This window comes from Streptomyces gamaensis (genome assembly GCF_042656465.1).
Taxonomy (GTDB): Bacteria; Actinomycetota; Actinomycetes; order Streptomycetales; family Streptomycetaceae; genus Streptomyces; species Streptomyces gamaensis.
Map to the genome: position 1 here is coordinate 26,234 of NZ_JBHSPB010000029.1, position 26,592 is coordinate 52,825.

The 26,592-nt window shown below is 71.7% G+C and carries 24 protein-coding genes and 1 pseudogene; 13 read left to right on the plus strand and 12 right to left on the minus strand.

The features are described from left to right. Positions 1-100 precede the first annotated feature (100 nt). Positions 101-1,624: a glycosyltransferase family 39 protein gene (locus ACFP1Z_RS30540; RefSeq protein WP_390320962.1), complete on the minus strand. Its 1,524-nt coding sequence runs from the start codon at positions 1,622-1,624 to the stop codon at positions 101-103. Positions 1,625-1,785: 161 nt separating this feature from the next. Then, positions 1,786-2,019: a hypothetical protein gene (locus ACFP1Z_RS30545; RefSeq protein ID WP_390320963.1), complete on the minus strand. Its 234-nt coding sequence runs from the start codon at positions 2,017-2,019 to the stop codon at positions 1,786-1,788. A gap of 287 nt (positions 2,020-2,306) precedes the next feature. Here ACFP1Z_RS30545 and ACFP1Z_RS30550 point away from each other — a divergent pair, with 287 nt between their 5' ends. Continuing rightward, positions 2,307-3,305, plus strand: a complete 999-nt coding sequence (locus ACFP1Z_RS30550) for a carbohydrate-binding protein (RefSeq protein WP_390320964.1) — start codon at positions 2,307-2,309, stop codon at positions 3,303-3,305. Between the two features lie 49 nt (positions 3,306-3,354). On the opposite strand, the gene xylB is transcribed toward ACFP1Z_RS30550, so the two are convergent. The 3 genes from xylB to ACFP1Z_RS30565 all read right to left on the minus strand — a co-directional run bounded on the left by xylB (position 3,355) and on the right by ACFP1Z_RS30565 (position 6,754). After that, complete coding sequence (gene xylB, locus ACFP1Z_RS30555) at positions 3,355-4,794, minus strand: xylulokinase (protein WP_390320965.1); 1,440 nt, start codon at positions 4,792-4,794, stop codon at positions 3,355-3,357. 34 nt (positions 4,795-4,828) lie between these two features. Continuing rightward, complete coding sequence (locus ACFP1Z_RS30560) at positions 4,829-5,827, minus strand: zinc-dependent alcohol dehydrogenase family protein (RefSeq protein ID WP_390320966.1); 999 nt, start codon at positions 5,825-5,827, stop codon at positions 4,829-4,831. A gap of 111 nt (positions 5,828-5,938) precedes the next feature. After that, on the minus strand, positions 5,939-6,754 hold the full coding sequence (locus ACFP1Z_RS30565) for a DeoR/GlpR family DNA-binding transcription regulator (RefSeq protein ID WP_390320967.1): 816 nt from the start codon (positions 6,752-6,754) through the stop codon (positions 5,939-5,941). A gap of 234 nt (positions 6,755-6,988) precedes the next feature. On the opposite strand from ACFP1Z_RS30565, the gene ACFP1Z_RS30570 reads away from it, so the two are divergent. Together ACFP1Z_RS30570 and ACFP1Z_RS30575 are read left to right on the plus strand one after the other, a co-directional pair. Next, positions 6,989-8,269 carry an MFS transporter gene (locus tag ACFP1Z_RS30570; protein ID WP_390320968.1) on the plus strand — a complete coding sequence of 427 codons (1,281 nt, stop codon included), beginning with the start codon at positions 6,989-6,991 and terminating at the stop codon, positions 8,267-8,269. 42 nt (positions 8,270-8,311) lie between these two features. Further along, positions 8,312-9,571 carry a cytochrome P450 gene (locus tag ACFP1Z_RS30575; protein ID WP_390320969.1) on the plus strand — a complete coding sequence of 420 codons (1,260 nt, stop codon included), beginning with the start codon at positions 8,312-8,314 and terminating at the stop codon, positions 9,569-9,571. Positions 9,572-9,863: 292 nt separating this feature from the next. Here ACFP1Z_RS30575 and ACFP1Z_RS30580 read toward each other — a convergent pair whose 3' ends face one another. Continuing rightward, the gene (locus ACFP1Z_RS30580) at positions 9,864-10,763 is read right to left on the minus strand and encodes an LLM class flavin-dependent oxidoreductase (RefSeq protein WP_390320970.1); all 900 of its coding nucleotides are present in this window, start codon (positions 10,761-10,763) and stop codon (positions 9,864-9,866) included. A 376-nt stretch (positions 10,764-11,139) separates the two neighbouring features. On the opposite strand from ACFP1Z_RS30580, the gene ACFP1Z_RS30585 reads away from it, so the two are divergent. Both ACFP1Z_RS30585 and ACFP1Z_RS30590 read left to right on the plus strand, forming a co-directional pair. Beyond that, a complete protein-coding gene (locus ACFP1Z_RS30585; RefSeq protein ID WP_390320971.1) occupies positions 11,140-11,631 on the plus strand; it encodes a phenolic acid decarboxylase in 492 nt (163 codons plus the stop codon). Positions 11,632-11,728: 97 nt separating this feature from the next. Then, the gene (locus ACFP1Z_RS30590; RefSeq protein WP_390320972.1) at positions 11,729-12,214 is read left to right on the plus strand and encodes a MarR family winged helix-turn-helix transcriptional regulator; all 486 of its coding nucleotides are present in this window, start codon (positions 11,729-11,731) and stop codon (positions 12,212-12,214) included. On the opposite strand, the gene ACFP1Z_RS30595 is transcribed toward ACFP1Z_RS30590, so the two are convergent. Beyond that, positions 12,153-13,697: an MFS transporter gene (locus ACFP1Z_RS30595; protein ID WP_390320973.1), complete on the minus strand. Its 1,545-nt coding sequence runs from the start codon at positions 13,695-13,697 to the stop codon at positions 12,153-12,155. The two genes, ACFP1Z_RS30590 and ACFP1Z_RS30595, sit on opposite strands and share 62 nt — an antisense overlap. A 124-nt stretch (positions 13,698-13,821) precedes the next feature. On the opposite strand from ACFP1Z_RS30595, the gene ACFP1Z_RS30600 reads away from it, so the two are divergent. Beyond that, on the plus strand, positions 13,822-14,823 hold the full coding sequence (locus ACFP1Z_RS30600) for an Lrp/AsnC family transcriptional regulator (RefSeq protein WP_390320974.1): 1,002 nt from the start codon (positions 13,822-13,824) through the stop codon (positions 14,821-14,823). A gap of 173 nt (positions 14,824-14,996) precedes the next feature. Here the strand turns inward: ACFP1Z_RS30600 and ACFP1Z_RS30605 are convergent, their stop codons facing one another. Next, the gene (locus ACFP1Z_RS30605; RefSeq protein ID WP_390320975.1) at positions 14,997-15,866 is read right to left on the minus strand and encodes an AraC family transcriptional regulator; all 870 of its coding nucleotides are present in this window, start codon (positions 15,864-15,866) and stop codon (positions 14,997-14,999) included. 218 nt (positions 15,867-16,084) lie between these two features. Here ACFP1Z_RS30605 and ACFP1Z_RS30610 point away from each other — a divergent pair, with 218 nt between their 5' ends. The 5 genes from ACFP1Z_RS30610 (at position 16,085) to ACFP1Z_RS30630 (ending at position 20,845) form a co-directional block, all read left to right on the plus strand. Beyond that, complete coding sequence (locus ACFP1Z_RS30610; protein ID WP_390320976.1) at positions 16,085-17,581, plus strand: pyridoxal phosphate-dependent aminotransferase; 1,497 nt, start codon at positions 16,085-16,087, stop codon at positions 17,579-17,581. 75 nt (positions 17,582-17,656) lie between these two features. Next, positions 17,657-18,313 (plus strand): class I SAM-dependent DNA methyltransferase, encoded by a 657-nt coding sequence (locus tag ACFP1Z_RS30615; protein ID WP_390320977.1) that lies wholly within the window; start codon positions 17,657-17,659, stop codon positions 18,311-18,313. A gap of 97 nt (positions 18,314-18,410) precedes the next feature. Next, positions 18,411-18,863: a hypothetical protein gene (locus ACFP1Z_RS30620; protein ID WP_390320978.1), complete on the plus strand. Its 453-nt coding sequence runs from the start codon at positions 18,411-18,413 to the stop codon at positions 18,861-18,863. Between the two features lie 608 nt (positions 18,864-19,471). Next, positions 19,472-20,038 carry an RNA polymerase sigma factor gene (locus tag ACFP1Z_RS30625; RefSeq protein ID WP_390320979.1) on the plus strand — a complete coding sequence of 189 codons (567 nt, stop codon included), beginning with the start codon at positions 19,472-19,474 and terminating at the stop codon, positions 20,036-20,038. Positions 20,039-20,605: 567 nt separating this feature from the next. Then, positions 20,606-20,845 (plus strand): peptidoglycan recognition protein family protein, encoded by a 240-nt coding sequence (locus ACFP1Z_RS30630; RefSeq protein ID WP_390320980.1) that lies wholly within the window; start codon positions 20,606-20,608, stop codon positions 20,843-20,845. A gap of 79 nt (positions 20,846-20,924) precedes the next feature. On the opposite strand, the pseudogene ACFP1Z_RS30635 reads toward ACFP1Z_RS30630, so the two are convergent. Further along, a pseudogene (locus ACFP1Z_RS30635) lies at positions 20,925-21,051 on the minus strand (IS5/IS1182 family transposase); the annotation flags it as partial. A gap of 161 nt (positions 21,052-21,212) precedes the next feature. On the opposite strand from ACFP1Z_RS30635, the gene ACFP1Z_RS30640 reads away from it, so the two are divergent. Then, positions 21,213-21,872, plus strand: coding sequence for a signal peptidase I (locus ACFP1Z_RS30640; protein WP_390320981.1), 660 nt, complete (start codon positions 21,213-21,215; stop codon positions 21,870-21,872). Between the two features lie 105 nt (positions 21,873-21,977). On the opposite strand, the gene ACFP1Z_RS30645 is transcribed toward ACFP1Z_RS30640, so the two are convergent. Then, entirely contained in the window at positions 21,978-22,553 is a 576-nt protein-coding gene (locus ACFP1Z_RS30645; protein WP_390320982.1) for a TetR/AcrR family transcriptional regulator, read from the minus strand. Between the two features lie 370 nt (positions 22,554-22,923). Here ACFP1Z_RS30645 and ACFP1Z_RS30650 point away from each other — a divergent pair, with 370 nt between their 5' ends. Beyond that, positions 22,924-24,270: a hypothetical protein gene (locus ACFP1Z_RS30650; RefSeq protein WP_390320983.1), complete on the plus strand. Its 1,347-nt coding sequence runs from the start codon at positions 22,924-22,926 to the stop codon at positions 24,268-24,270. A gap of 226 nt (positions 24,271-24,496) precedes the next feature. Here the strand turns inward: ACFP1Z_RS30650 and ACFP1Z_RS30655 are convergent, their stop codons facing one another. Both ACFP1Z_RS30655 and ACFP1Z_RS30660 read right to left on the minus strand, forming a co-directional pair. Beyond that, a complete protein-coding gene (locus ACFP1Z_RS30655) occupies positions 24,497-25,411 on the minus strand; it encodes a hypothetical protein (protein ID WP_390320984.1) in 915 nt (304 codons plus the stop codon). 143 nt (positions 25,412-25,554) lie between these two features. Further along, positions 25,555-26,538, minus strand: coding sequence for an AraC family transcriptional regulator (locus ACFP1Z_RS30660; protein WP_390320985.1), 984 nt, complete (start codon positions 26,536-26,538; stop codon positions 25,555-25,557). Positions 26,539-26,592: the final 54 nt, after the last annotated feature.

The window sequence follows — 26,592 nt, forward strand, 5'->3', positions numbered from 1 at the left end:
GAACGGACGGCCCTGACCAACTGGTGCCATGGGACGTCACCGGTGCGTATCACCATAGCGCGCCACCCCGAACCCCGTCAGCTCCTCACCCTCACCCGCCTCAGCGTCTTCCGTACACCGTCACCCGCCGCCCGTTGACCTCCGCGTCGGACAGCGGCTCGAAGTACTCGCGCAGCACGGCCGTCTTCGTCCGCTCCCGCTCCGGTGCCGTGCGGGACGCGACGGCCGGGGCGTCGCTGACGACCACGATGCGGGGGACGGCGAGCATCGCCTCCCGTATCCCCCGCGGCGAGGCTTCGTATCCCTTGAGCGTGCCGGACGGCGCGGGCCGTTGCGTGAGGACCAGGTCGCGCAGACCGCTGAACTTTCCCGGCGAGACCAGGGCCGTGTCGCGGCGCGCGGCCGGTATGAACAGGACCGCGTCACCGGGGTCGGCGACACGCGCCACACGGTCGGCGGCCGCCAGTACGTCGTCGACGCGGCTCTGCGGCTGCCGCAACTGCCGCTCCACGGGCAGCAGCGCGACAAACGCGCACACCCCGGCGCCCGCGACGAGCACCCAGGGCCGTACCCGCCGCCACCGCGCCCCGGCGGCCCGCACGGCGGTGTCCACGGCGGCCCCGATCAGCAGGGCCAGCGCCACGGACGTGTAGAGCACATACCGGGGCAGATAGATCGGCTGCACCAACGAGGCAAGGACGAGCGCGAGTTGCGGCACGGCGAGCAGCGGGAGCGCGAGCGGGACGACGGACGACCCACGGCGCCCCGGCCGGCGCGCGACCGCCGCGCACAGGCACCCCACCCCCACCAGCAGCCCCACCCCCAGCACTGTCGGCCACTGCAACGGCCGTATCCACGACACCTGGAACGCCTGCGAGCGGCTGGCGGCGATCAGCGGCGCCGCTCCGGCCAGGGCCGCCAGCGCGGCGAGCGTCCACTGGCGCAGCAGCCGCCGTCCGGGCCGGACGAGCAGCACCGTCGCCGCGTGCGCGGGCAGGACGAGGAGCGAGAGCCAGTTGAGGTGCGCGGTGATCAGTACGGTCGCGGCGTAGCCGGCCCAGCGCGCCCGGCCGGGCCGGTCGAGCGCGGTGACCAGCAGCCGGGTCGCTAGCGCGGCCCCGGCGACGACGAGCGCGTACGGGCGTCCTTCCTGCGCGTACTGCTGCACCGACGGCAGCAGCGCGAAGGCCAGCCCGGCCGCGAGTCCGGCGCGGGGGCCGGCGAGCCGGGCGCCGAGGCGTGCCGTGAGGGCGGCGGCAGCGGTCATGGCCAGGACGGAAGGCAGCCGCAGCGTCCAGAGGCTGTCGCCGAAGACGGCGAAGAGCGCGTGGACGATCACGTAGTACAGGCCGTGCACGAGGTCGACCTCGTGCAGCAGGCGCAGGATCTCGGCGAGCGAGCGGTGGGAGACCTGCCAGGTCGCGGCCTCGTCGCGCCACATGCTGCCCTGCCGGGTGATCCCCCAGGTTCCGAGGGCGAGCATCACGGCGGCCGGGACGGCGGCGACGGGCCACCGGCGGCACGTCCGCTCCGGGTCCCGGTCCCGCGCCGGATCCCGGAGGTCCTGGTCCCGCGCCGGTGCGGAGTACCGGCGCGCGGGCGGCGCCGGCGCGAGTCGGGTCATGGGTCCCCTGCCGTCTGCATCGCATCATGCTTTCACTAAGTGATTAGTGAAAGCATGATGCAGGGCCCCTCCCCCGACGGTCAAACCCCGGACAGCACGCGGCCCCGCGCCCCGGGTCCGGAGGACCGGACCGGGGCACGGGGCCCGCGCCACCGCGCTCGTCAGCTGTGCGGCTTCTTCACCCAGCCCTTCTTCACGAGCTCGTCGCAGTGCCACTTCGCATAGCTCGGGCTCTCCCCCTTCTGTTTGGCGGCGCTGACGCAGTCCTTGTACGCGTAGGGCGGCTGGTCGGCGGGTACGCGCGCGGCGGTACGGGGCGCGGCGGCGTGGGCGCCCGCCGCCGTGATCGCCACCGTCGCGGCGGCCGCGGCCAGGGCCGTGGTCATCCGAAGCACAGCGCTTCTCCTCTCCTCGACATGCTCGGTCGCCCCGCGGTTCGGCCACTCGGGGCGCTCGCCACCCCTCAACGAGCCCGGCGGCGTTAAGAAACGATCCGTCACGGATGTCGCGTTCGTCGCCGCCAACTGGCCGCAGCCCCGCGCGAGTTCACGCGAAGCATCCGCTCCTCCCGGAACCTTGACACCCTCAGGAGTTGTCATGCACATTTCCGGCGCGACGGCTGTTCGCCGCCCGCGCACGCTCCCACCCCCCACGCGCACCACCCCCACCGGAGGAACCCCCCATGCACAGATCCCGCAGACGCCTGGCCGCGACCCTGCTCACCGCACTGGCGGCACTGGCCGGCGTCACCACGGCCAGTGCCACGACCACGTCGGCGACAGCGACAGCGACAGCGACCGCGACCGTCGCCCCCTCCCCCGACGCCCCGCACCGGAGCACCGTCGTCACCGGGCTGCACGACCCCGAACACGACCCCGGGCACCACCCCGGACACGACGCCGGACGGGAGAAAGCCGCACGCGTCTTCGCCGAGGGCCGCAGGGCCCAGGCCGAGGCGGCCCGGCACCAGCACCTGATGCCCGGGCACGGAACAGCCGCCGCCCGGGCCGACGTCACGCACAACTGGTGGGGCGTCTTCCCGCAGCCCGGCACCCACGACGGCATCATGGCCACCCACAGCGTCGACGCCGGCTACAAGGTCTCCAACGCCGACAACTTCACGTACGCGCCCACCACCAAGGCCCAGAACTCCTGCATGGAAGTCGTCACCGCCTACTGGAGCAGCGGCAACGAGATCTGGGCCTGGGACTGGTGCTCCAGCCCCGGCGGCCCTGCCAGGACCCTGCCGGTCAACGCCGACTTCCTGGCCACCTACACCACCACCGCCACCGGACGGCCCGCCTACACCGTCCAGATGGTGCAGGACGACCCCGCCGCCAACCGGTGGTCCGCCTACCTGTACAACTACCGCGCTTCTGCCTGGGACCTGCTCTTCCGCCAGTCGGGGCGGGACCAGAGCGGGCTGGACCACGGCTGGGACATGTTCGAGATCTACGCCTCGGTCAACCCCGCGACGGGCAACGGCTATTACTGCGACGAGGCCCGTACCACGGTCTTCGACAGCGGCTCGGTCCAGCTGCGCGCCGCCGGTTCGTGGAAGCCGGCCCGTCCGGCCGACTCCCCGTGGACCGACACCCACCCCGACGGTTCCGCGTTCCTGTGCCCGGCGCTGAAGTTCCTCCAGGCGGGGGCGAACGACCACTGGACCGTCCGCCAATAAGCGCCACTAACCGCCGATAGTCCCCAACAGCCACCGTCCGGCGGGGCGTTCAGGCCCGTACGCCGTGGACCTGTTCCCGGGCCCGGGCGTACGCGTCGCGGATCGCGCGCCCAGCCGTGCCCGCGTCCGCCGGGGCGGGCAGCCCGGCGCCCTCGAACGGGGCCCAGGAGGGGGGTTCGGGGGTGCCGGCGAGGGCCCAGGCGGCCTGGCGGGCGGCGCCCAGGGCCACGTACTCGTCGGGCCGGGGCACGGTGACCGGCACGCCGAAGATCTGGGCGGCGGCCTCGGCGACGACAGGGGCCTTGGCGGCGCCGCCGATCAGCAGCAGCCGGCGGACGGGCACGTCCTGGGCGCGCAGGGCGTCGAGCGCGTCGGCCATGCCGCACAGCATGCCCTCGACGGCGGCGCGGGCGAGGTTGTGGGGGTACATGTTGCCGACCTGCATGCCGAGCAGACTCCCCGTGGCGTCGGGCAGGTTGGGGGTGCGTTCACCACCGAGGTAGGGCAGCAGGACGAGCCCGTCGGCGCCCGGGACGGCCCGCCGGGCCAGCGTGTCCAGGGCGTCTAGGTCGACCCCCAGCATGCGGGCCGTGGAGCTGAGCACGCGGGCGGCGTTCAGCGTGCACACCAGGGGCAGGAACTCCCCGGTGGCGTCGGCGAATCCCTGCACGGCGCCGGTGGCGTCGGCGGTGGGGCGCGCGGAGCGGGCGAAGACGGTGCCGCTGGTGCCGAGGGAGAGCACGGCCTCGCCGGGGGCCAGGCCCAGGCCGAGGGCGGCGCCCATGTTGTCGCCGGTGCCGGCGGCGACGAGGGTGCCGCCGGGGGTGTGTCCCGCGGCCTCGTGCGGGGCGAGGACGCGCGGCGGCCGGGGGCTGCGGCCGCGCAGGGCGAGCTCCAGCAGGTCCGTGCGGTAGCGGCCCTCGGCGGGCGAGAAGTAGCCCGTGCCGGAGGCGTCGCCCCGGTCGGTGGCCGGTTCCGTGCCCGAGGCGGGTCCGCCGCACAGCCGCCAGGTCAGCCAGTCGTGCGGCAGCAGCACGCGTGCCGTACGGTCCGCGGCGTCCGGTTCGTGGTCGGCGAGCCAGCGCAGTTTGGCGGCGGTGACAGCGGCGACGGGGACGGTGCCGACGGCCTCGGCCCACGCCTGCGGTCCGCCCAACTCCTCGATCAGCCGGGCCGCTTGGGGCGCGGATCGGGTGTCGTTCCACAGCAGCGCGTCGCGGACGGGCCTGCCGTCGGCGTCGACCGCGACGAGTCCGTGCTGCTGCCCGGCGACGGCGATCGCGTCCACGCCCCGCAGCGGGTCCGCTCCGCCGTCCCCGAGCGCTTCGCGCAGGGCCTGCTGGAGTGCCTGCCACCACGCCTCGGGGTCGACCGCGGTGCCCTCGGGGTGCGGGGCGCGGCCGCGCCGCAGCACCTTCCCGGTCTCGGCGTCGCAGACGACGACCTTGCAGGACTGGGTGGAGGAGTCGACTCCGACGACCGTCCCCATGAGGTTCCCTCTTCCTCGGCTGCCGGTGCGGCGCTCAGGCCGCGGGGCGGATCTGGATCTTACGGCCGGTGCCCTGCCGGAACGTCCGCAGCGCCTCGGGGAATTCCTCCAGCCCGAAGCTGTGCGTGATCATGGTGTCGGCGTCGAGGACGCCCTTGCCCATGAGTTCCACGGCGCGGCCGAAGCTGTGCACGACGGCCATCGAGCCGACGATGGTGATCTCGTCGTTGTAGACGTGGAACGGGGAGAAGCGGGCGGTCGCCCCGGAGGCCGCCACGCCGAACTGCTGGAAGGTGCCGCCGCGCCGCACCCGCCGCAGCCCGTCCTCGATGGCGGGGACGGCGCCCGTGCAGTCGATGACGACCTCCCAGCCCTGCGGGCGGCCGAAGGAGTCGGTGCTCACCTCGGCCGCGTCGGCGCCCAGCTTCCTGGCGATCTCCAGTCGCCGCGGGTTGAGGTCGACGACGGAGACGGAGGCGGCGCCGGCGTGCAGGGCGAGCTGGAGCATCATCAGGCCCATGGTGCCGGCGCCGATGATCAGGTAGTGGGAGCCGAGTTCGCGGGGCAGCTTGTCGAAGCCGTGCACCGCGCAGGACAGCGGTTCGACGAGGGTGCCCTGGGCGAGGGAGACGTTCTCGGGCAGCCGGTGGCAGTTGGCGGCCGGCACCTTGACGTACTGGGCCATGGCGCCGTCGACGGTGTCGCCGATCGCGCCCCAGTTCTCGCACAGGTTGCCCCGGCCGATCGCGCAGTAGTGGCAGGCGCCGCAGAACAGCGAGGGGTCGACGGCGACCTTGTCGCCCTCGCGCACCGCGCTCACGCCCGCGCCGAGGGCGACGACCTCGCCGGTGAACTCGTGCCCCGGGATGATCGGGTACGGGGTGGGGGCGAACTCGCCTTCCACGATGTGGATGTCGGTGCCGCAGATGCCGACCGCCGCGACGGCGACGACCACTTCGCCGGGGCCGGGGACCGGGTCGGGGACCGTCTGGACGGAGAAGGTCCCCGGGGTCTCGACGACGAGAGCACGCATGGGCCGGCTTCCTTTCGGGGTGGGGGTGTCGACTGGTGCTTGCCAAGTGGCGGTTGCCCAGTGGGGGTTGTCAACCAGTGGGTGGCTGGTGGTCGTGGGTACTGCGGGGTGTTACGGGCGCTGCCGGTCGCCGGGGAACGGGACGCGCTCGACGGTCACGCCGAGGGCCTCGATCGCGCGTATCTCCGGTTCGGGGGCGGCCTCGTCGGTGACGACCAGGTCGTAGCCGGTGGCATCGCCGTAGCCGTGGGTGGCGGTGCGGCCGAACTTGCTGTGGTCGGCGGGCAGGACGCGCTGTTCGGCGGCGTCCTGCATGGCCTCCTTGAGGTCGGCCCATTCCCGTACGGGGTGGTAGAGCCGTCCGTCGCTGACGGAGGTCACGGAGGCGAACATCACGTCCGCGCGGATCCGGGCGAGCTGCCGCAGGGTCTCGGTGCCGGCGCAGGACTCGAAGTCGGCGTGGAAGGGCCCGCCGAGCAGGGTCACCGTGGTGCCGTCCGCCGCGTCCTTGCCGACGATGCCCGCGACGCGCAGCGAGTTGGTGACGACCGTCAGGCGCTCGATGCGGGCGAGGCGGCGCGCGAGGGGGAAGAGGGTGCTGCCGCAGTCCATGAGCACGGTCTGGCCGGGCCGTACGTGCCGCACGAGCGCGGCGGCGAGGGCCTCCTTGACGGCGGACTGGCGGTGCTCGCGGAAGCGGGTGGCGGTCTCCATGGTGAGGTCGGCGAGCGCGACCGCGCTGCCGCGCCGTTTGCGCAGCAGCTGCCGGGATTCGAGGTTGGCCAGGTCGCGGTGGACGGTCATCGCGCTGACGCCGAGTTCGTCGGCGAGCGCGTCGATGCGGGCTTCGCCCCGCTCCATGACGCGCCGCAGCAGCAGCTGTCTGCGCTGCTCGACCTCGGCCTCGGTCCCCCGGCTCGCGGCCATGGGCTCCTCCTCGTTCCCGGGCTGTCCTGGATGCGACAGCTTCCGGAACAGGGTGCCCGCGACGCTGCGGACACCGCTCAGATCACACACTTTCCGAGAAGTTCTGTCAATTCCATTGACATAACGTGTTTGCTGCGGCTTTTATCGGGGGCCGTCGCACCGGCGCGGCATTCCGGGCCCTTCCGGCCTTCCCGCCCCGTGCGCGTTTTCTGCCCATCTCCGGACGGAGGCCCCGTGTCCCAGGCCCCAGCCACCCCCTGCCCCGCACCGCCCGGGGCGGCGCCCGGGGCGCGCCGCTCCCTGCTCGACCGCGCGGGCCTGCCCCGGCCCCTGGTGTGGGGCTACGCGGGCCTGGTCCTGTTCATGACGGGCGACGGCATCGAGACCGGCTACCTCTCGCCCTATCTGGTCGGCCTGGGCTTCTCCGAGGGCGCCGTCGGCGCGGTCTTCACCGTGTACGGGGCGGCCGCCGCCCTCGGCGCCTTCCTCGCCGGGGCCCTCGCCGACGCGTGGGGACCCCGGCGCGTGATGGCCGTCGGCGCGGCCTTCTGGGCCGGCTGCCACGTCCTGCTGCTCACCGTCGCGATCCCCCTCGGCAGCTACCCGCTGATCATGGCGGCCTACGGGATCCGGGGCCTGGGCTATCCGCTGTTCGCCTACGGCTTCCTCGTGTGGATCATGGCGGCGGCTCCTCGGCGCACGATCGGCACGGCACTGGGCTGGTTCTGGTTCGCCTTCACCCTGGGCCTGCCGACCCTCGGCTCACTGCTCGCCTCCGCGCTCGTGCCCGCCGTCGGCGCGTACGAGACGCTGTGGATCTCCCTCGCGCTCGTCCTCACCGGCGCCGCCCTCGCCCTGGTCCTGCTGCGGGAACCCACCGGACGCGGGCCGCTGCTGCCCGCCGGGCAGCGGGACGTACGGGCGGCCCTGCGCGGCAGCGTGACCGTCCTGTTCAGCCGGCCCCGCGTCGGCGCGGGCGCCGCCGTCCGGCTGATCAACACCACCTCGCAGTTCGGCCTGTGGGTGTTCCTGCCGTTCTACTTCACCGACTCGCTCGGCTTCGAACTCTCGCAGTGGCTGCGGCTGTTGTCGGTCATGATGGGCGCCAACCTCGTCTTCGTGCTGATCTTCGGGCGGCTCGGCGACCGCTGGAGCAAGCGGCGGACGGTCATGTGGTGCGGCGGTGTCCTCAGCGCGGCGGGCTGCCTCGCGCTCTACTACCTGCCCACGGCCGCGGGCCCCGACTTCCTGGTGGCGGCCCTCGCCGCGGGCCTGTTCGGCGCGGGGCTCGCCGGGTACGTACCGCTGCCGCCCCTGATGACGGCCCAGGCACCCGAGCGCAAGGGCCAGGTGATGGCGGCCTACAGCCTGGGTGCCGGAGCGAGCGTGGCCCTCGGCCCGCTGCTGGGCACCCTGTTCCTCGGCCCGCTGGGCGTCGCGGGCGTGGTGTGGATCTACGCGGGGCTGCACGTCCTGAGCAGCGTGCTGGTGCGCTTCCTGCCGGAACCCTCCTGACGGCTCCCCATGCTTCCGGACCCCCCACTACAGTCCGGAAGCATGAGCGAAGTCACCGGCACGGCAACCGCCTTCGACCCGCAGTCCCCGTCCTTCGCCGCCGACCCCTACCCCGCCTACGCGGCCCTGCGCGCGAGCGGCCGCGTCCACTGGTACGAGCCCACCGGCCAGTGGCTGATCCCCCACCACCAGGACGTCCAGACGCTGTTGCGCGACCGCCGCCTGGGCCGGACGTATCTGCACCGCTTCACGCACGAGGAGTTCGGCCGCACCCCGCCCCCGGCCGCGCACGAGCCCTTCCACACCCTCAACGACCACGGGCTGCTCGACCTGGAGGACCCCGACCACGGCCGGATCCGCCGCCTGGTCTCGCAGGCCTTCACCCCGCGCCGGGTACGGGAACTCGCGCCCGCCGTGACCCGCCGCGCGGACGAACTGGTCGCCGCGCTCGTCGCGGACGGCGGCGGCGACCTCGTCACCGCCGTCGCCGAGCCCCTGCCCGTCGCCGTCATCGCCGATCTCCTCGGCATCCCCGAGGCCGACCGCCCCCTCCTGCGGCCCTGGTCGGCGGACATCTGCGGGATGTACGAACTCAACCCGGCCGAGGAGACGGCCCGGCGGGCGGTACGGGCCTCCGTGGAATTCTCCGCGTACCTGCGCGAGTTGATCGCCGACCGCCGCCGGACCCCGGGCCCCGACCTGATCAGCGCGCTGATCGCCGTGCACGACGCGGGCGACCGGCTGACCGAACAAGAGATGGTCTCCACCTGCGTCCTGCTGCTCAACGCCGGCCACGAGGCCACCGTCAACTCCACCGGAAACGGCTGGCTCGCGCTCCTGAGGCACCCGGAGCAGCTCGCCGCGCTGCGCTCCGACCCGGGACTGCTGCCGGGCGCGGTGGAGGAACTGCTGCGCTACGACACCCCGTTGCACCTCTTCGAGCGCTGGGTCCTCGACGACATCGACGTGGCCGGCACCCGTATCCCGCGCGGCAGCGAGGTCGCCCTCCTCTTCGGCTCCGCCAACCGCGACCCGGCCCGCTTCCCCGCCCCCGACCGCTTCGACATCACCCGCCCCGACAACCCCCACCTCTCCTTCGGCGCGGGTGTCCACTACTGCCTGGGCGCCCCGCTCGCCCGCCTCGAACTCAGCGCGGTGTGCGAGGCGCTGCTGCGGCGGGCGCCGGGGATACGGCTCGCGGCGGAGCCGCGCCGCAAGAAGGGGTACGTGATCCGGGGGCTGGCGGAGCTGCGGGTGGAGACCGCCCCGGGCCTACCGCCGCGCGCCCCTCTCCGGCCCTGACACCCGCCCCGCCCCCCGGGCGGGAAGGAGAACGGCCAAAGTGGTACGCGCTTCGCGCCTCAGCGCCGGACGCCGCGCGAAGGTGGCGGTGAGCGCGAGAACGGAGACGAGCGCCGTGTAGACCAGGACGCCGATCGCAGACAGAAGCCCGACGAACATCGGGCACGCACCTTTCTCCCCCTGCTCGGAAAACGCCCGGCCGTCACGGCCGGGGTGCGTGCTGCGCGTCCACCATACGACGGGTCAACCCCTGGGCAACAGCGGTAATTTGCCGCCGATGGCCGACAGCCCTTCAGAACAGGGTCTCCGCCAGCCGCTCGACCTGCCCCGGGTCCGTTCCCCAGCAGTAGAACACGACCTCGTCGGCCCCGATGCCGGTGTACGCGTCGACGGCGGCGCGTATCTGCCCGGCCGTGGTGAGCATGCTCTCGACGACCTGGTCGGCGAGGTCTCCGCCGAAGGAGTAGTAGCGGTGGGCGTTCCGCCGGGCCTCGGCGATCACCTCGTCCGGGCCGAGGACGGCGTTGACCTGGGCGACCAGCCGCGGACGGCCGGCGCGGCCGTGCCGGTCCCAGACGCTTTCTACCTGGCGGAAGAGATCGTCCATGGCCTGCGGGGGCAGGCCCGCGCCGAGGAAGCCGTCGCCCCAGCGGGCGACCCGCTCCAGCGCGGCGGGGACGAAGCCGCCGAAGAGGACCTCGGGGCCGCCCGGGGTGAGCGGAGCCGGGCCGATGGGCCCGGCGTCCTCGCCGTAGGGCTCGCCGGCCCAGGTGCGGCGCAGCAGCGCCATCTGCTCGTCGAGCCGGCTCCCGCGGCGGCGGACGTCGGTGCCCGCGGCGCGGAAGTCGTCCTCGCGTCCGCCGACGCCGATACCGAGCGTGAAACGGCCGCCGGCGATCCGGTCGAGGGTGGCGGTCTGTTTGGCGAGCACCGCCGTGTTGTGCACGGGGGCGATCAACACCTCGGTCTGCAGCCGGATCCGCGAGGTGGCCGTGGCCAACGCGGCGAGGGTGACGAGCGGTTCGGGATTGTCGTAGACGAGGCGGTCGAGCAGGCCGAGGCTGCTGAAGGGCCCGGCGTCCGCGCGCCGGGCCCAGTCGAGCAGGACGGCGGGGTCGGCGGCGGGCAGGCCGAGACCGACCTTGGGGCGGTCGTCGCGCTCGGAACCGGCGCTCGCAGGGCGGGAGTTCATGACACGCATCTCCTCGGGAGGCGGGAGGGCAGACGAAAAGGGCCTACGGAACGGACCTATGGAACGGGCCTATGGAACGGACATAGGGAACGGACTGCCTGGTGCCGCCCCTCCACGACCGGCCCACGGTCGACCGGCCCGCTCCTGTCGCGCGGCGTCCTTCTCCAGGAGCGTGATCTTCGGAGTGGGATCACCCTATCCGGCCCGGACTCCGCCCCGTCCACCGATTTTCCGCCGTGCACCGTCCTCCCGGGACGGGGCCGGGGACCGTGGCGACCGGCTCCGGCGCGGTGCCGCCGACCTCCACAGTTGACACATCAACCACCCGGTCCGTAACGTCACGGTTGACACATCAACTCAACGGAAGGGGTTCCCCATGAACCGCAAGCACCGCCGCCTGGCCCTCGGTCTCGGAGCCACCGCCGCACTGTCCACCGCACTGCTGGCCCTCACGCCGGTCATGGCCCAGGCCGACACCCCGGCACACACCGAGCGGTTCCCGGCGGCGGCCGCGGCCTCCGCCGCGTTGCAGACCGCCGCGTCGCAGGACGCCGAGCCGGAGTTCGCCGACGAGACCCTGCGGATCTCCTACGACAACGGCTACAAGTTCGAGCTGCGCTTCGAGGGCGCGGACACCGCGCACTGGAAGGTCGTGGCAGGACAGGACCCGGCCGAGGGCACGGTGAAGGTCGAGCACCGCGAGGAGTCCGAGGGCGTCTACCGCCTGAAGTGGACCGAGGCCGACGGCACGACCGTCGAGCAGGTGCAGAACTGGAACGACGACACGGTGACGGCCGTCATCGAGTTCGAGCAGGACGGCGCCAAGCAGCGGATGGACCTCAAGGGCACCTTCGACGTCGCGTGCTGAGGGCCGTACCGAAGGCGGGGTACGCCCGCGCCCTCGTCCCGGTCCGGCCGGGACCGCCCTCCGGGGCGGCCCGGCCCGTTCACTACAGTGTGCCGACGTGAGCGAAACCGAGTGGCTGGACCGGGACGAGGCCCGCGCCTGGCGCGGCTACGTCGCGATGAGCGAGATGCTGGAGGCGCGGCTGAGCCAGGACCTGCGCAAGGCGGGCCTGTCGAGCGCCGACTACACCGTGCTCGTGCTGCTCTCCGAGGCCCCCGGCCACCGGCTGGGCCTGGGCGAGCTGGGCGCCGAGGCCCAGTGGTCCAAGAGCCGGGTCTCCCACCAGATCCGCCGTATGCAGGAGCGCGGCCTGGTGGTACGGGCGGACGACGCGGACGACCCCCGCCGCGCCCACGCCGTCCTCACCGACCGGGGCGTCGAGGCGCTGCGTGCCGCGGCCCCCGTGCACGTACGCGGCGTCCGCCGGTACCTGCTGGACCACCTCACCCCGCAGCAGCAGGCCAACCTGGTCGACATCGCCCTCAGCGTGCTGCCGCACCTGAGCCCCGCGCCGCTGCCTCCCGAGCTGCGGGCCGACCGCTGACCGCCGGCGCCGCCGGGGTCACGGGGCGGCGCACGAGGAGCAGGGCCACGAGGCCGCCCAGCACGCCCAGCGTCCCGGAGACGAGGAACGTCTGCCGCAGCCCGGCGGCGAAGGCCTCGCCCACCAACTCCCCCGCCCCCGGGCCCGCGTGGGCGGCCACGGCGGCGGCCTGGCCCCCGGCGAGCGCGTCGGCGGTCGCCGACGGATCGGCCACGGCGGACCCGTGGTCCGCGAGCGCGCCGGACAGCCCGGCGTGGAAGACCACGCCGAGGACGGCGATGCCCAGCGCGTTGCCGAGCTGACGGGCGGTGTTGACGGCGCCGCTGGCCATGCCCGCGCGGTCGGGCGTGACCGAGGCCATCGCGGTCGAGGCGAGGACCGGTGTGGTCAGGCCCACGCCGACGCCGGTGACGGTCAGGCCGGGGAAGAGGACGAGCCAGTCCGCGTCCGCGTCCACGACGGCCTGGAGGAAGGCGCCGAGGCCGATCAGCAGCATGCCCGAGCCGATCGTCCAGCGCGGGGAGACCCCGTGCAGGAAACGGCCCGAGAGCGAGGCGACGACGAACGCGGCCGCGCTCATGGGCACGCAGGCCAGCCCGGCGGTCACCGGGCCCATGTCCTTGACCGACTGCAGCCACAGCGAGATGTAGGCGAGGTAGGAGAAGGCGGCCACGGACAGCAGCACACCGGCGGCCATCAGCCCGGAGAACGTGCCGCGCCGGAACAGCGCCAGGTCCAACAGCGGCTGCTCGCGGCGCCGTTCGACGCCGACGAAGGCGAGGAGCGCGACGGCGGCGAGGGCGAACAGGCCCAGCGTCGGCGCCGAGGTCCAGCCCAGGTCGCTGCCCTTGATCAGCGCGTAGGTGGCGCTTCCGGCGGCGACGGTGAAGGCCGCCGTGCCGGGCAGGTCGACCCGGCGCGCGGGCGCGCCCGGCAGCGCGGCGACGTACTTCAGCGTCATGACGACGGCGAGCACGCTGATGGGCAGATTGACGAAGAAGATCCAGCGCCAGTCGAGGTGTTCGGTCAGCAGTCCGCCCAGGACCGGCCCGGCGGCCGAGGCGGCCCCGCTGACCGCGCCCCACGCGCCGAAGGCGACGCCCCGGTCCCGGCCCTGGTAGAGCCGGCCGATCAGGGCCGTGGTCGTGGCGAGCATCGCGGCACCGCCGACGCCCTGCACGCCCCGGAAGGCGATCAGGACCGCCGGGCCGTCCGCCAGCCCGCACGCGAGCGAGGCCAGGGCGAACAGGGCCAGCCCGGCCACGTACACCCGCCGATGGCCGATCCGGTCGGCGAGGGCGCCGACGCCCAGCAGCAGCGCGGCGAGCGCGAGCGCGTACAGGTCCATCACCCACTGCAGGTCCGCGAAGGACGTGTGCAGGCTTCCGGCCATGTCGGGCAGGGCCACCACGACGATCGTGACGTCCACCAGCAGCATGAACGTCCCCAGGCACACCGCTGTGAGCGGCAGCCACTTGCGCATCCGGACCTCCACGGTTCCGTCGTCGACAACTCGAACAATGCCGTCGAAACTCGCACCACGGTGGCGTTTACCGGAACCCAGCACCTCTGCTGCGGCGGAATCCGACGTACAAGGCCGTGTGAAGATGGAAACCATGGATGGCGAGGAGTTCGACCTGCTGGACCGGCAGCTGGTGCAGGCCCTGATGATCGACGGGCGTGCGGCCTTCAGCCGGATCGCCGCCGTGCTGGGCACGACGGACCAGACGGTGATCCGCCGCTACCGGCGGCTGCGCGGCGCCGGGCTGCTGCGGGTGCTGGGGCTGCCGGTCGCCGAACGCGTGGGACGGTTCGAGTCGCGGCTGCGCATCCAGTGCGTACCGGGTGCGGCCGTGGCGATCGCCGAGTCACTGGCGCGCCGCCCCGACACCGGCTGGGTCAAGATCTTCTCCGGCGGTACGGAGGTCGGCTGCCTGGTGGCCTCGGCCACGCGCGAGGACCACGAGGCGCTGCTGCTGCGGAAGTTGCCGCGTACCCAGCAGGTCACGGGGGTCTCCGCGCAGAGCATGCTGCGCCAGTTCCCGATCGGGCCGGAGCACTGGGCGGCCCCGGGCATGCTGAGCGAGGAGCAGCGGTCGGCGCTCGCCCCGCCGCCGGCCGAGGAGGCGGGTACGGTCCGGCTCGACGGCCCGGACCGCGCGATGCTGGCGGTCCTGGCCCAGGACGGCAGGGCCGGGTATCCGGAGCTCGCGAAGGCGGCGGGCCGCTCGGAATCCACGGTGCGGCGCCGTCTGGAGCAACTGCGCCGCACCGGCGCGCTCGTCCTCGACATCGAGGTGCTCCCCCGGCACCTGGGCTATCACACCGAGGCCGCGCTGTGGGCCACGGTCGCGCCCGGTGACCTGGACGCGGCGGGCCGGGCGCTCGCCCGGCACCCGCGGGTCGCCTTCGTCGCGGCGACGACGGGGAGCGCGAACCTCGCCGCGACGGTGCTCTGCCGCGACGAGCGCGACCTGTACACGTACATGACGGAGGGCATCGGCGGGCTGCGGACCGTGGACCGGCTGGAGGTGCTCCCGGTGCTGCGGCACGTGAAACGGGCGGGGCTGCTCAGCGACGGCAACCGCCTCTTCGATCCGCCGCGTTGAGCGGTGGGAGCGCTCACGCTCCCGGATCGCGCGCCCCCTGGCCGCCCCCCGAGGGGCCAGGGGGCGTCCCCCGCAGTCCATTTGTACGTCCGCCCGGGTGGGGCGGTCTTGAAGAAATGCGTCGTCGTTGAAACAAGGTGTTGAAACAAGGTCTTGAAGAAAGAGGTCGTCGCTCACCCGGCGGGGGACGGGCCGACGGCCGTGGGCTGGATGACGTCCTGGGACGGCCGGGCCGGGGAGTCACCGGAGAGCGCGCGGACCTCGCGGGAGAGATGGGCCTGGTCGGCGTAGCCGCACCGGGCGGCCACGACCGCGAGACCGACGTCGCGCGTCTCGTCGGTGATCATCCGGAAGGCCCGGTGGAAGCGCAGGATGCGGGCGGCCGTCTTGGGCGAGACCCCTATCTGTTCCCGGAAGAGCGCTTCCAGGCGGCGACGGCTCAGTCCGGCTCCGTCGGCGAGTTCGGAGATCCGGATCCGCCCGGCGGTCTCCTCCAGCGTGTGCCAGGCCCGCAGGACGGCCGGGGCGGGGGCGGGGCCCGCCGCGAGGAGCACGGGCAGCAGGCGGTCCAACAGGTCGAAGCGGGCGGGCCAGTCGGGCGCGGAGGCGAGCCGGTCGGCGAGGCGGTCCTGGGGCCGGTCCCCCACGACGCAGGCCAACGGGACGTGGACGCCGGCGAGTTCGCGCATGGGGACGCCCAGCAGCGCGAAGGCACCGGGCGGTGTGAGGAAGAGGGCGACCCCGAAGTGCTTCCCGGCCAGCTCGACGTCGGCGGGCGCGTCCAGCACCCCGCTGACCGGGGAGGGCAGCGGGGAGAACTGTTCCGTGCCGTCGGGCCCGTACGTACGCCGGACGGCCGCGTCGAAATCGATCACGACGGCCGGCGCGGCCCTGGCGACCATGCGCCGGCGCACCGGCGGGTTCATCAGCTGGTCCACGCCGACGTAGGCCGAGACATGGCCGGTGAGCCGGGGGTGCGGCCGACGGACGGCCACCACCTCGGTCACCATCCGCCAGCGGCCGGGCGTCCTGCTGTCCGTCACGGCGTTCCTCCTGGTCGCTCCGGTCCGACGACGACCGCCGTCCACACCATGATCGCCAAGGGGCGCGCGGAACGGCAGCACGGTATCGGCCACCCGCGGACGCCGCGCGGTGTCCCGTTCCGCGCCCCGCCCCCTTGGCCCGCCGCCCGGTCTCCAGCAGGCTGTGGGGCCGCCCGCCCGCCGGGCGGAGGCGCCCCGACCCCAGGAGGGAACGGATCATGGCCACGCACGCGAAGAACGGAAAGAACGGGAAGAGCGCGAAGAACGGGAAGAGCCGCGCCCCGCGCTCCGGTGCCGACGGCAGGTCCCCGGACGAGTTGCTCGCCCGGCTCGCCGGTGCCGCCGACCCCGAGCACCGGCTCGCCCTGTACCAGGAGCTGTTCCCGGACGTCACCAACCTCGCGACGGCGGAGAACGTCCTCGTCTACCCGTCCCTGAGGGACAACGTGTTCTCCCGGCTCGGCGTTATCGAGCAGAAGGACGCCAAGTACGCGCCGGCGTACGGCGGCGACGCCCTGCGCCAGGACATCGCCGCGATGCTGCGGCCGGTGTTCTCCGACCGTCTGGACTGGCAGGACGTGTTCGGCACCTCCGGGGTCTCGGCCGCGCTGGAGTGCCTGGCGTTCGCGCTCAAGGACGGCGGGATCCTGCGCGACGGCGACCGGGTGCTGCTGCCCGCGCCGTACTGGCAGGGCTTCAACTGGTGTTTCGAGCAACGGCCGGGGCTGCTGTGCGTACCCGTCGAGCTGCGGGAGGCGGGCAGGGAGAACTTCGAGCTGACGCTGAAGGACCTCCAGCGCGCGTACCGCACCCAGCCCGAGCCACCGAAGCTGCTCGTCCTCACCAACCCCCACAACCCCCTGGGCGTCAACTACCCCAAGGAACTGCTCGAAGAGATCCACACCTGGGCGCTCACCGAGACCGGGATGCACATCGTCTCCGACGAGATGTACGCGCATTCCCAGCTCACCGACGCCACCCCGGACTTCGTCAGCGCGCTCGCGCTCGACGCCTACCGGGACATCCAGGACGCGCGGGAACGCGTGCACGTCGTCTGGGGCTTCGCGAAGGACTTCGGCCTGTCAGGCTTCAAGGCCGGGGTCGTGATCTCCAAGTCGCCGGTGGTGCGGTCGGCCATGACGGGCGTGAAGGACCAGCAGGAGACGTACTCCTGGTTCAGCCCGTTCGCCTCCCTCCAGCAGATGGTCATCGGCGCGATGCTGCGGACCCGCGTGGGGGACGCCCCCTACCCGCTGGAACTGATGAAGCAGTACCGGGAGCTGCTCTCCGGGGCGTTCCGGAGCGTACGCGCCGAGCTCGACCGGGGCCGTATCCCCTACCGCTACCGGCAGGGCCAGAACACGGCGCAGTTCTTCTGGCTCGACCTGCGCGCGCACCTGCCGGTGACCGGCCTGGCGGGGATGTCCTCGCACAGCGGACCGTACTTCCCGCAACCCGACGAGATCCCCGGGGAGTTCGCGCGCGAGTCGGACAGCAAGCCGGGGGCCGGGCTCACGCAGCCGGTGCTCTTCCCGCACATCGACGCCAGGGAGGAGGCGCTGCGCCGGCACCTCGCCGAACACGCGCGGGTGCAGTTGCTGCCGGGCCAGCTGCTGTCCTGCGCGGAGCCGGGCTATTTCCGGCTGTGCTACACGGCGGTCGACACCGGTGAGGTCACCGACGCGATCCGCCGGATCGTCGCCGCCCTCGGCTGAGGGCCGCCACCGGCCGCTCCCCGCACGGGGACGGGGCAGCGCCGGCCGGGCACCGGTGCGGTACGGTGCCTCCCCGTGACCGAACCCGACTTCCTGCACGCCACCCGCGCCTCCTACGACTCCATGGCCGTCGAATACGCCGACTTCGCCCGCGACGAGCTGGCCGCCAAGCCCCTCGACCGCGCGCTGCTCGCCGGTTTCGCCGAGCTCGTACGGGGCGCGGGCGGCGGCCCGGTCGCCGAACTCGGCTGCGGGACCGGCCGCGTGACGGCGCACCTGCGCGCCCTGGGGCTGGACGTGTCCGGGATCGATCTGTCGCCGGGGATGATCGAGGTAGCCCGGCGCGAGCACCCGGGGCTGTCCTTCTCCGTGGGGTCGATGACCGCGCTGGACGTGCCGGACGGGGCGCTCGGCGGCGTCGTCGCCTGGTACTCGACCATCCACCTGCCGCTGGAGGAACTGCCGCGGGCCTTCGCCGAGTTCCACCGAATCCTGTCGCCCGGCGGGTACGCGCTGCTCGCGTTCCAGGTCGGCGACGAGCCCCTGCGGATGCGGACGGCGTTCGGCCGCCCCGTCGAACTCGACTTCCACCGGCGGCAGCCGGAGCAGATGGCGGAGCTGCTGGAACGAGCGGACCTGGAGGTCCGCGCGCGGACGCTGCGCGAGCCCGACGACGGCCCCTTCGCCGAACGCACACCGCAGGCGTTCCTGCTCGCCCGCAAGCGGGGCTGAGGGCGGCCCGGCCGCGGGGTACGCGCACGGCCGGCCGGACTCCCATGAAATGCCCAAGGGGACCGCGGCATCGCCTGCGCGAGTGCCACAGTGAGGCGTGGCATGGACAACGCTCGCGCCGCTCATCGGCGTCGTCCTCGGTGGGCTTGTGTCATGGCTGGCCCAGCACTCGGCGGAACGGGTATCAGAACGAGCCGAGGTACGCGAGGCGCGCCGCAAGGAGCGCCTCACCCACCTCATCGCCTTCCTGTCCGCGGCGCAGGAAGCCGAACGCGTAGCGGTGGACCGCTATCAGCACAAGTTGGCCGACGAACAGTGGCAAGCGAGGGCGAAACAGACCCTTGACCGGGTGTGGGTCACGCAGAAGACGATTCACATGCTCTGCGCGCCCGAGATCAACGAGGCGGCACGGCGCTTCGCGTTCGACATTCAGGACGTCATCAGGGAAGGCCCCGGCGATCCGGGAGAGCCACAGGACGAGAAGGTCTGGGCGTACATCCGGGCCAGCCGACGGGAGTTCCTGGACGTCGTGCGCGATTACTTGAGGTGACAACTCCCGTGCGGAGACCCTCCGCAGGAATCAGGGAGCCGGCGCGCCGTGCTCGCCGAGGCCGAGGGCGCGGCACGATCATCACGGCCGAACGCCGAGGCCCCGGGCGCCCGCGGCGCCGTGGATAACTGGTGAAGCAATTTCCGATACACCTTGGTCAACTCACACTGTAGAACGGATATCGCCCCCGGGTCTGATGGGGGAAAAGCGGTGCACAGATACCGTGAGAGCAATCCAGGTCCTGTACGCCGGTTTTGCGTACACGCATCACCGTCAATGAGTCATGCGGGCCGTGCGCTTGTCCTATCCGGTTACCCGGACCGCAAAAAGGATGGAAATGGAACTGCCTCGTCGCGGCAAGAAGTTCATCATGGCGGGCGCGACCGCCGCCTCAAGGGTCACCACGTCGCCATCACCCCCAAGAAGGGCATGGCCGCCATCCCCGCGCACGGGGATCTGGAGATCGGCTACGGCATGAACGGCGACGACCGGGCTTCTTCCCGGAGAAGAGCAACCGTGAGCCGTACCAGATGCACGACTCCGCACCCCTGTGGCCACCCCCGACTCCCCGACCCGGCCAGCCTGTTGCTCTCCCCTCAAGGCACCCCATGATTGCCCAGCAAGACGCCGAAGCCGAGCTCCTGGAACGCTCTCGCTCCGGTGACCGCGAGGCGTTCGCCGAGCTGTACCGACGGCACTCCGGCGCCGCCCTCGCCTTCGCCAGGTCGCTGCCCCACGTCCACGACGCCGACGACCTGGCCGCCGACGCCTTCCTCCAGGTCTTCAAGGCACTGTGCAAGGGACTCGGCCCCGACACCTCGTTCCGCTCCTACCTCCTGTCCGTGGTCGGCAACGCGGCCAACCGCCGCCACCACCGGATGGCGCAGGAGGTCCTGGTGGACACCTTCAGCCGGTACGACACCGCCGAACCGCGTCCCCAGATCCCCGACCGCGTCGCCGACCGCTGTCACCTTGCCGATCTCCTCGCCGAACTGCCCGTGCGCACCCGCGCCGTGCTCTGGTTTTCCGCCGTCGAGGGCCGATCCGCCAAGGACGTGGCCGAGCAGTTCGGTATGACCGCCAACGCGGTGTCCGCGCTCCTCTACCGCACCCGTTTCAGGCTCCACCGGCTCGACCGGAACCACTGCCAGGGCGCCTCCCGCGGCCGCGGCTGAGTACGCCCGGAGCAAGCTGCAACCAGCAGAAAGAGAAAACATGAGAACGCGCCGGAAGATTTCCACGATATGCATGTGGCTCGCCGCCATCGCTACACCTGCCTCTACCGCGGCCTACGCTGCGACTCCCGCCGCTCAGCCGGCCGAAGCCCGGGGAGTCGATTTCGTCTCGCTCACAGACCGGGCAGGGAAGTCGACCGACAAGGCAGCTGCTTCGTCGGCAAGCGGGTCCGAGGAGGAATCGGTCAACGAGGCCGCCGAGCGGGCCGCAGCACCGAGCTGTTTCGCAGGCGACGTCGACGGCGTCGAGTTCACTGTCACCAGCCCGGGCGGAGCCCTGCCGCAGGACCTGAGGGTCGCTATGGTCAACCCGGGGAAGACCCCCGCAGCCTCCGGGCCGAAGCGCGTCCTGCCGACAGCCACGACAGGCCGTCCGAGCCGGCCGCACATCAACTCACGCGCCGCCTGGGGCGCAGACGAAAGGGTGTCGCGGCACTCGGCAACTTCGAACCGAACAACGACGAAGGCGGCGAGGACACCGGCCCCGATCCCGAGCCGAGCCAGGCGATGAAGCAGAGCATCGCCGATCTGCTCGCCTGGAAGCTCGACCAGTACCACCTCGACCCGCTCGGCAGGACCGAACTCACCTCACGCGGCGGCAGCGGAAATCCGCACCCGTCGGGTACCAGACTCACTGTCGACGTCATCACCAGCCACCGCGATGTCAACAGCACGCTGTGCCCCGGCCAGAAGATGTACGACTTCCTTCCCGAGCTGCGCCGGCAGGTCGCCGACCGCATGAAGTGACCCAAGCCGGTCCCGGAGTGTCCGGATGCCGGTGGGTGCGGGCGTCAGCAAAACACCCCAGGCCGCCGCTACGGGTCCCCTCGGCGAAGCACCGGTATGCGGTGACGCCCGGACGTACCGAAACCGGGAGGAAGTCGCCGCCACGTGCAACGCGACGTGGCAACGAACACGATCGCGGCGGGCACTTCACGGCCCCCGTGCCGCCGGCGCCGCATGCGATCCCGTCCCGTGCGACGTCATCCGTCCTTGAACGCATCGCCTCGCCCGCGCACTCCGCGAGGCCCTGGAGCTGATTCCCTTGTCCGCAGCGCCGGAGCACTCCGAACCTGCCGCAGGCCCCGTCCTCGCTGCCGGACGGGACATCCCCGTGTCCCACCGCAAGGGCCACCGCCGCGAGCGCCTGCGCACCCGGCTGCTCGTGGCGACCGTCCTGTGGTCGCTGCGCGCCGCCGCACTGCTCGTCGTCACCGCGGTGGTCGCCCTGCTCGGTCTCAAGGTCTTCCTCCACGTCAACTACCTTCCGGTGCTGACCGGTTCGATGACCCCGGAGATCGCCCAGGGCGATCTGGTGGTCACCTCTCCCATGGATCCGGCCGACATCCGCGTCGGGGAGGTCGTCGCCTTCCTGCCACCGCCGCCCTACACACCGCCCGGCGGCCTGCCCGTGGTGCACCGCGTCCGCTCGGTCGAGGAACGCGACGGCACCCGCGTCATGAAGACCAAGGGGGACGCCAACCAGGACGTCGATCCCTGGTCCATCGACCTGAGCAAGGGGAGCTACCACGAAGTCCGCCACACCGTACGGGGGGTGGGAGGCATGGTCCACCAGGCCGCACGGCTCGGCATGCCCGGGGCTCTCGCGGCCGTCGGCGGCGGCGTCGCGCTCTGGGCCGTGACCACGCTGTACCGCCACGCGGCCGCCGGCCCCCGCTCTTCGTACGGCCCGGGAGCGTACGACCGTTCGCGCACCGCGCGACACGGCCGTCGCCGCACCGTCACGCACCGAAGGCACAGAGGCAGGGCATGACCCACCCGGCGCGCCGACACCGGCACCGCCTGCCCACGATCCTCTCCGTCCTGGGGGAACACCTGCGACGGTGTTGAATGGTGGATGCGGGGGCTCCCCGGAGTCTCAACGGGTGCCGAGTTCCACGTCCACCGCTCCCGAGATCAGTTCCCGGGCCCGCTCCAGGGGCATCGACCCGCTGAGCCAGCGCCCGCTGATCCCTTCGATCAGGCAGGTCAGCCGCTCGGCCGACTCCACCGGGTCGGCGTCGGCATCGGCAAGCCCCGCCCGCTGGGACTCGCGGATCAACTCGGCGATGTCCTCGACCCAGGTACGCGTGGACTCGGCCAGCGTGGCCCGCAGCCCGTCGTCAAAGACCGACGTGGCCACCAACTCGCCCCAGGCGATGCTGTTCTCGCGCACCCGTGCGGTGTCCTGCACCTCCATCAGGAGCCACTGCTCCAGCTCAGTGCGCGGGTCCTCGTCGCCGGTCAGCTCCTCACCGGTGTACTCCTCCGCCCGGTGGCTGACGAACTCAAGGGTCCGGCGCACCAGCCCGGCGCGGTCCTTGAAGTGGTAGTAGATCAGAGCGGTCGACACCCCGGCCTCGGCGGCCAGTTCCTCCACGCGAAGCCCCCGGACCCCGCTGCGGGCGATGACGCGCACGGCGGCTTCCAGGATGGCGGTCTGACGGTCGGGCATGGGGCCTCGCAGGTGCTCAGGGCGCGCGTCGGCGGCGTACGGACTGAAACTTCACTCAGTCCGCAGGATAGGTCACTGCGGGTGGCTCCGGCGCCGGTGACGGTGGTTGCCCTTCGCTTACGCGATGACGCTCGGGCCGAAGCCTTTCGCTGCTTTTCCGCCGACATAGTTGCTCGTGCAACGTGCGGCTGGCCGTCCGGAGCCGAATCGCGGAATGAAGCAATGTGCCCGCTCACCGCGCTTCCCTCCCCTTTGGCGGCCTCCGCTGAACAGAAGGGAGGCGATGGTGCCGAAGGGTGGCTTTGGAGCCTTGGGCAGACGCTGGTTCACGGGAGCACGCAGGAAATGGCTCTGGATCGCGGTCGCAGTCGTGGCCGTGGGGATCCTGCCGGCGCAAGGGGCGCTGGCCAAGTGGTCCAGGACCGAGGGGGCACAGTCCGGGCAGTTCGGCGCGGGGCATTGGCTCTCCGGGACGATCGAGCCGTCGCCGTCCGTGGTGGCGGAGGGAAACGCGAAGATCGCCTATAAGGCCTCGGTCGCACGGAGCGAGACGTGGGTCGGCGTCTACAAGAAGGGCGCCAGCCCGGACAAGGACAAGCGGGTTGGCTGGCGGAAGGCGCCCGACAAGTCCGGTTCGCTCTCGTTCCCGAAGTTGACCGCGGGTGAGTACGACGTCCATCTGCTCACCGTCATCGACGGCAAGGACTACCAGCAGATCGCGAAACCGGCGTCGCTCACCGTGCTGTCCGGAACGCTTTCCGCGGCGAAGCCCGAGTTCACACCGAACGAGTCCGTCAAGTTCAACTACACGGCCTCTCAAGGCCGCGGCAGTACCTGGGTGGGTGTGTACAAGAGGGGCGTCCCGGTCGGGTCGGTCCGTTCACTGAGAGATCCGGCCGCCAGTGCCACGCGCGGTTCCGTCTCCGCCTCCGGACTGCCCGAGGGCACGTATGACGCCTACCTCATCGCACACAGTGATGAGACGTACTACATCCCGCTCACCGGGCCGGTTCACTTCTCCGTGAAGGACACCAAGCAGGCCGACCTGTCGCTCTCCGGCACCCGCGTCAGCGGACCGTCGTGGAAGAAGGACAACGGCTGGGGCAACGTCTTCACTTACACGGTCACGAACCCCGACACCAAGCATCCCGCCGACCGGACAACTCTGACGGTGGATCTCGCGGGCAGCTTCGCGAAGGTTCAGGGATCGGTGGACGGCGGTGCTTCCTGTACGGCGAGCGGAACCAAACTCACCTGCCCAGTGGGCGCGATCCCGGCTTCCGGCACGCGCAAGGCGACGGTGAAGGTGAAGCTCAAGGACGACGATCTCGCCACGCCGAAGCTGAATGCCACACTCACCAGCGCGAAGCGGAGCGCTGAGCACAACACCATCCCGCCCGAGCGCTGGAGCCTGCCGAAACCTGAAGTATTCGGCTGCACGACCAAGTGGACGAGCAGGGCGGGTTACTGGCACTGGAAGCTGCCCGATGACTACCCACCGTCCATGGAGGCCGTCGTCTTTAACGGTGAAACGTCGCGCAGTCAGAAGGAGGCGAGCAGAAAGCCGGCCTCGGTCGGATCCTCCGACTGGATGAACGCGGGAGGGGACCAGACCTACCAGACGTTCTTCTCCGTGGGTACGGAGATGTCGCAGGGCAGCGCCCAGACACATCTCTACCCAGGGGCGTTCTTCAACATCGTATGCCACATCCTCTAGCACCTCTGCGTGGAGGCCCGTTGAGCCCGTCTTTTCCAAACTGGCTCGTGAGCCGATGAGTTGGGCCGAGAGAGAGCCGGCCTGGGGCGTCGTTCCGCAGCCGGAGACCGTGAGGGCGCTGTCTCGCGCGGGGTGCTGCTGAACGAGCTGTGGGCCACCGACCGCCCGGACAGGTCCGGGCGGTCGGTGGCTCCCGCAACAGGGCGCCCAAGGGCGTCAGAAGCTCTTAGCCGATCTGGGCCTGCGGGCCATTGCCCGGCTTGGACTCCGCCTCCTTGGCCTTCTGCTCGTACTGCTTGTGCTGCTTCTCCCACTCCACCAGATTCGCCTCGTCCGAGAAGTCCGGCAGCTCAATACCATCCAGGATCGAACCCAGGCCATCACCCTCAGCCCCAGGCTTCGTTCCCTCGGTCCCCTTGGCCTCCTTGGCCTTCTGCTCGTACTCCTTGTGCTGCTTCTCCCACTCCACCAGATTCGCCTCGTCCGAGAAGTCCGGCAGCTCAATACCATCCAGGATCGAACCCAGGTCACCACCCTCGGCCCCAGGCTTCGTCTCCTCGGTCTGCGTGCCGACCGAGGGCTTCGGCTCACGCTGCTCAAGGTCAAGGGCAGGCTTGCCCTTGTTGTCCGTGACGGTGGTGCCGTTCTCCCCCTTCTCCACCACGTACGTGGCGTACTTGCCGTCGGCGGTCCTGACCGTCACGGGGATGCGCTTGCTGGTGATCTCGGTGACGGAGCCCTTGCGGACATCGACCTTGAAGACCTTGCCGGACACCGCGTCCTGGAACAGCAGGACGCCGGTGGTGGACTGCTCGCCCAGGTAACGGAAGTCCGACCCCTGGTAGGCACCCTTGGTGCTGTCGACCAGGACCGTCTCCGCACCGGTCTTGGCGTCCCGGGCCACGATGCTGCCGGAGGCGTCCTTGGCAATCGACTTGCCCGTCAGACCGTGCTTCTCCAGGAGCACCTTCAGGCCGTCCAGGCCGTCGGCAGCCTGCGTCTGGTCCGAGACCACCTGCATGCCGGAACCGCTGCCGGCCGGGGCGGCCTGGGCGATGCCCGTCATCGCGATCGAGACGATGGCCGAACCGCCGAGAACAGCGGCAAGGACGTGACCACGACGGGAACTGACGCGCTTCATAAAGAATTCCTTCGATAAAATCCGGGGTGATGGCGTTACTCGTCCATGATTCCGATCGGCCCCGGCTTCGCGCGTCACACGATCGCACCCGCTTCCCTGAACTTTCAGCGGAGACCGGCATGCAACTTTCGTGGCACAGCGTTCTACAGGATGGTGTCGGAAGGGGGCGGGCCGGCCCGGTGGGCTGAGGGGCTGATGCCCTGTACGCGTTTGAAGGCGGCGCTGAAGGCGAATCCGTCGGTGTATCCGACGCTCCTGGCGACCGCGGCGACCGTGGCTCCGGGGGCGCGGAGCCGGTCGGCGGCCAGGGCCATGCGCCATTGGGTGACGTAGGTCAGCGGTGGCAGACCGACCAGGGCCGAGAAGCGCCGCGCGAATGTGGTGCGGGACATGCCTGCCTCCTGGGCCAGCGAGCCGACGGTCCACGGCCGGGCCGGATCCTCGTGCACCCGGCGCAGTACGTGGCCGATGTCGGGGTCGGCCAAAGCCCGGTATCCGGTCGGCGCGGGGGTGTCCGGGCGGTCGAACCAGGAGCGCAGCGTCTGGACGAGCAGCAGGTCGAGGTAGCGGTCCAGGATCACCTGCTGGCCCGGGGCGTCGCGCTCGATCTCGGCGGTGACCAGGCTCAGCAGTGCGGCGGGCCCCGGCGGGGGCTGCGCGCCGGCGGGGTGTTCGGGGCGTACGACCGCGACGGGCGGCAGCATGTCGAGGAGTGGCCGGGAGAGCTGGCCGCCGATCCGGTAGCCCGCGGTGATCAGGAGGTCTGTGGTGCTGTCGGCGGGGTGTCCGATGGTGCGTCCGGCCGTCCGCCAGTTGTGCCCCTGCTCGTGCGGGCCGCCGACCATCGTGCAGTGGTCGGCGCCGTCGACCAGTACCTGGGGTGTGCTCTCGGGCCGGTCGGCCACGGTGTAGGGCTGCCGGGTGCGTACCAGGGCGATGTCGCCCTGCCGGAGTTCGGCCGGGGGGCCGTCGTCGGGGACGATCCAGGCGGTGCCACGGGGCAGCGCGACCAGGGCGAGTGGTGCCGGTTCGGTGAAGCGCAGGCCCCAGGGCGGGACACTCACCGTGCTGCAGAACACTGCCCCGTGCGCCCGCACACGGGCGAGGTAGTCATCCAGAACATCCATGATGGAACTATCGCAAATGGATATACGTGTTTCAGCCATGGAATGCACCGATCC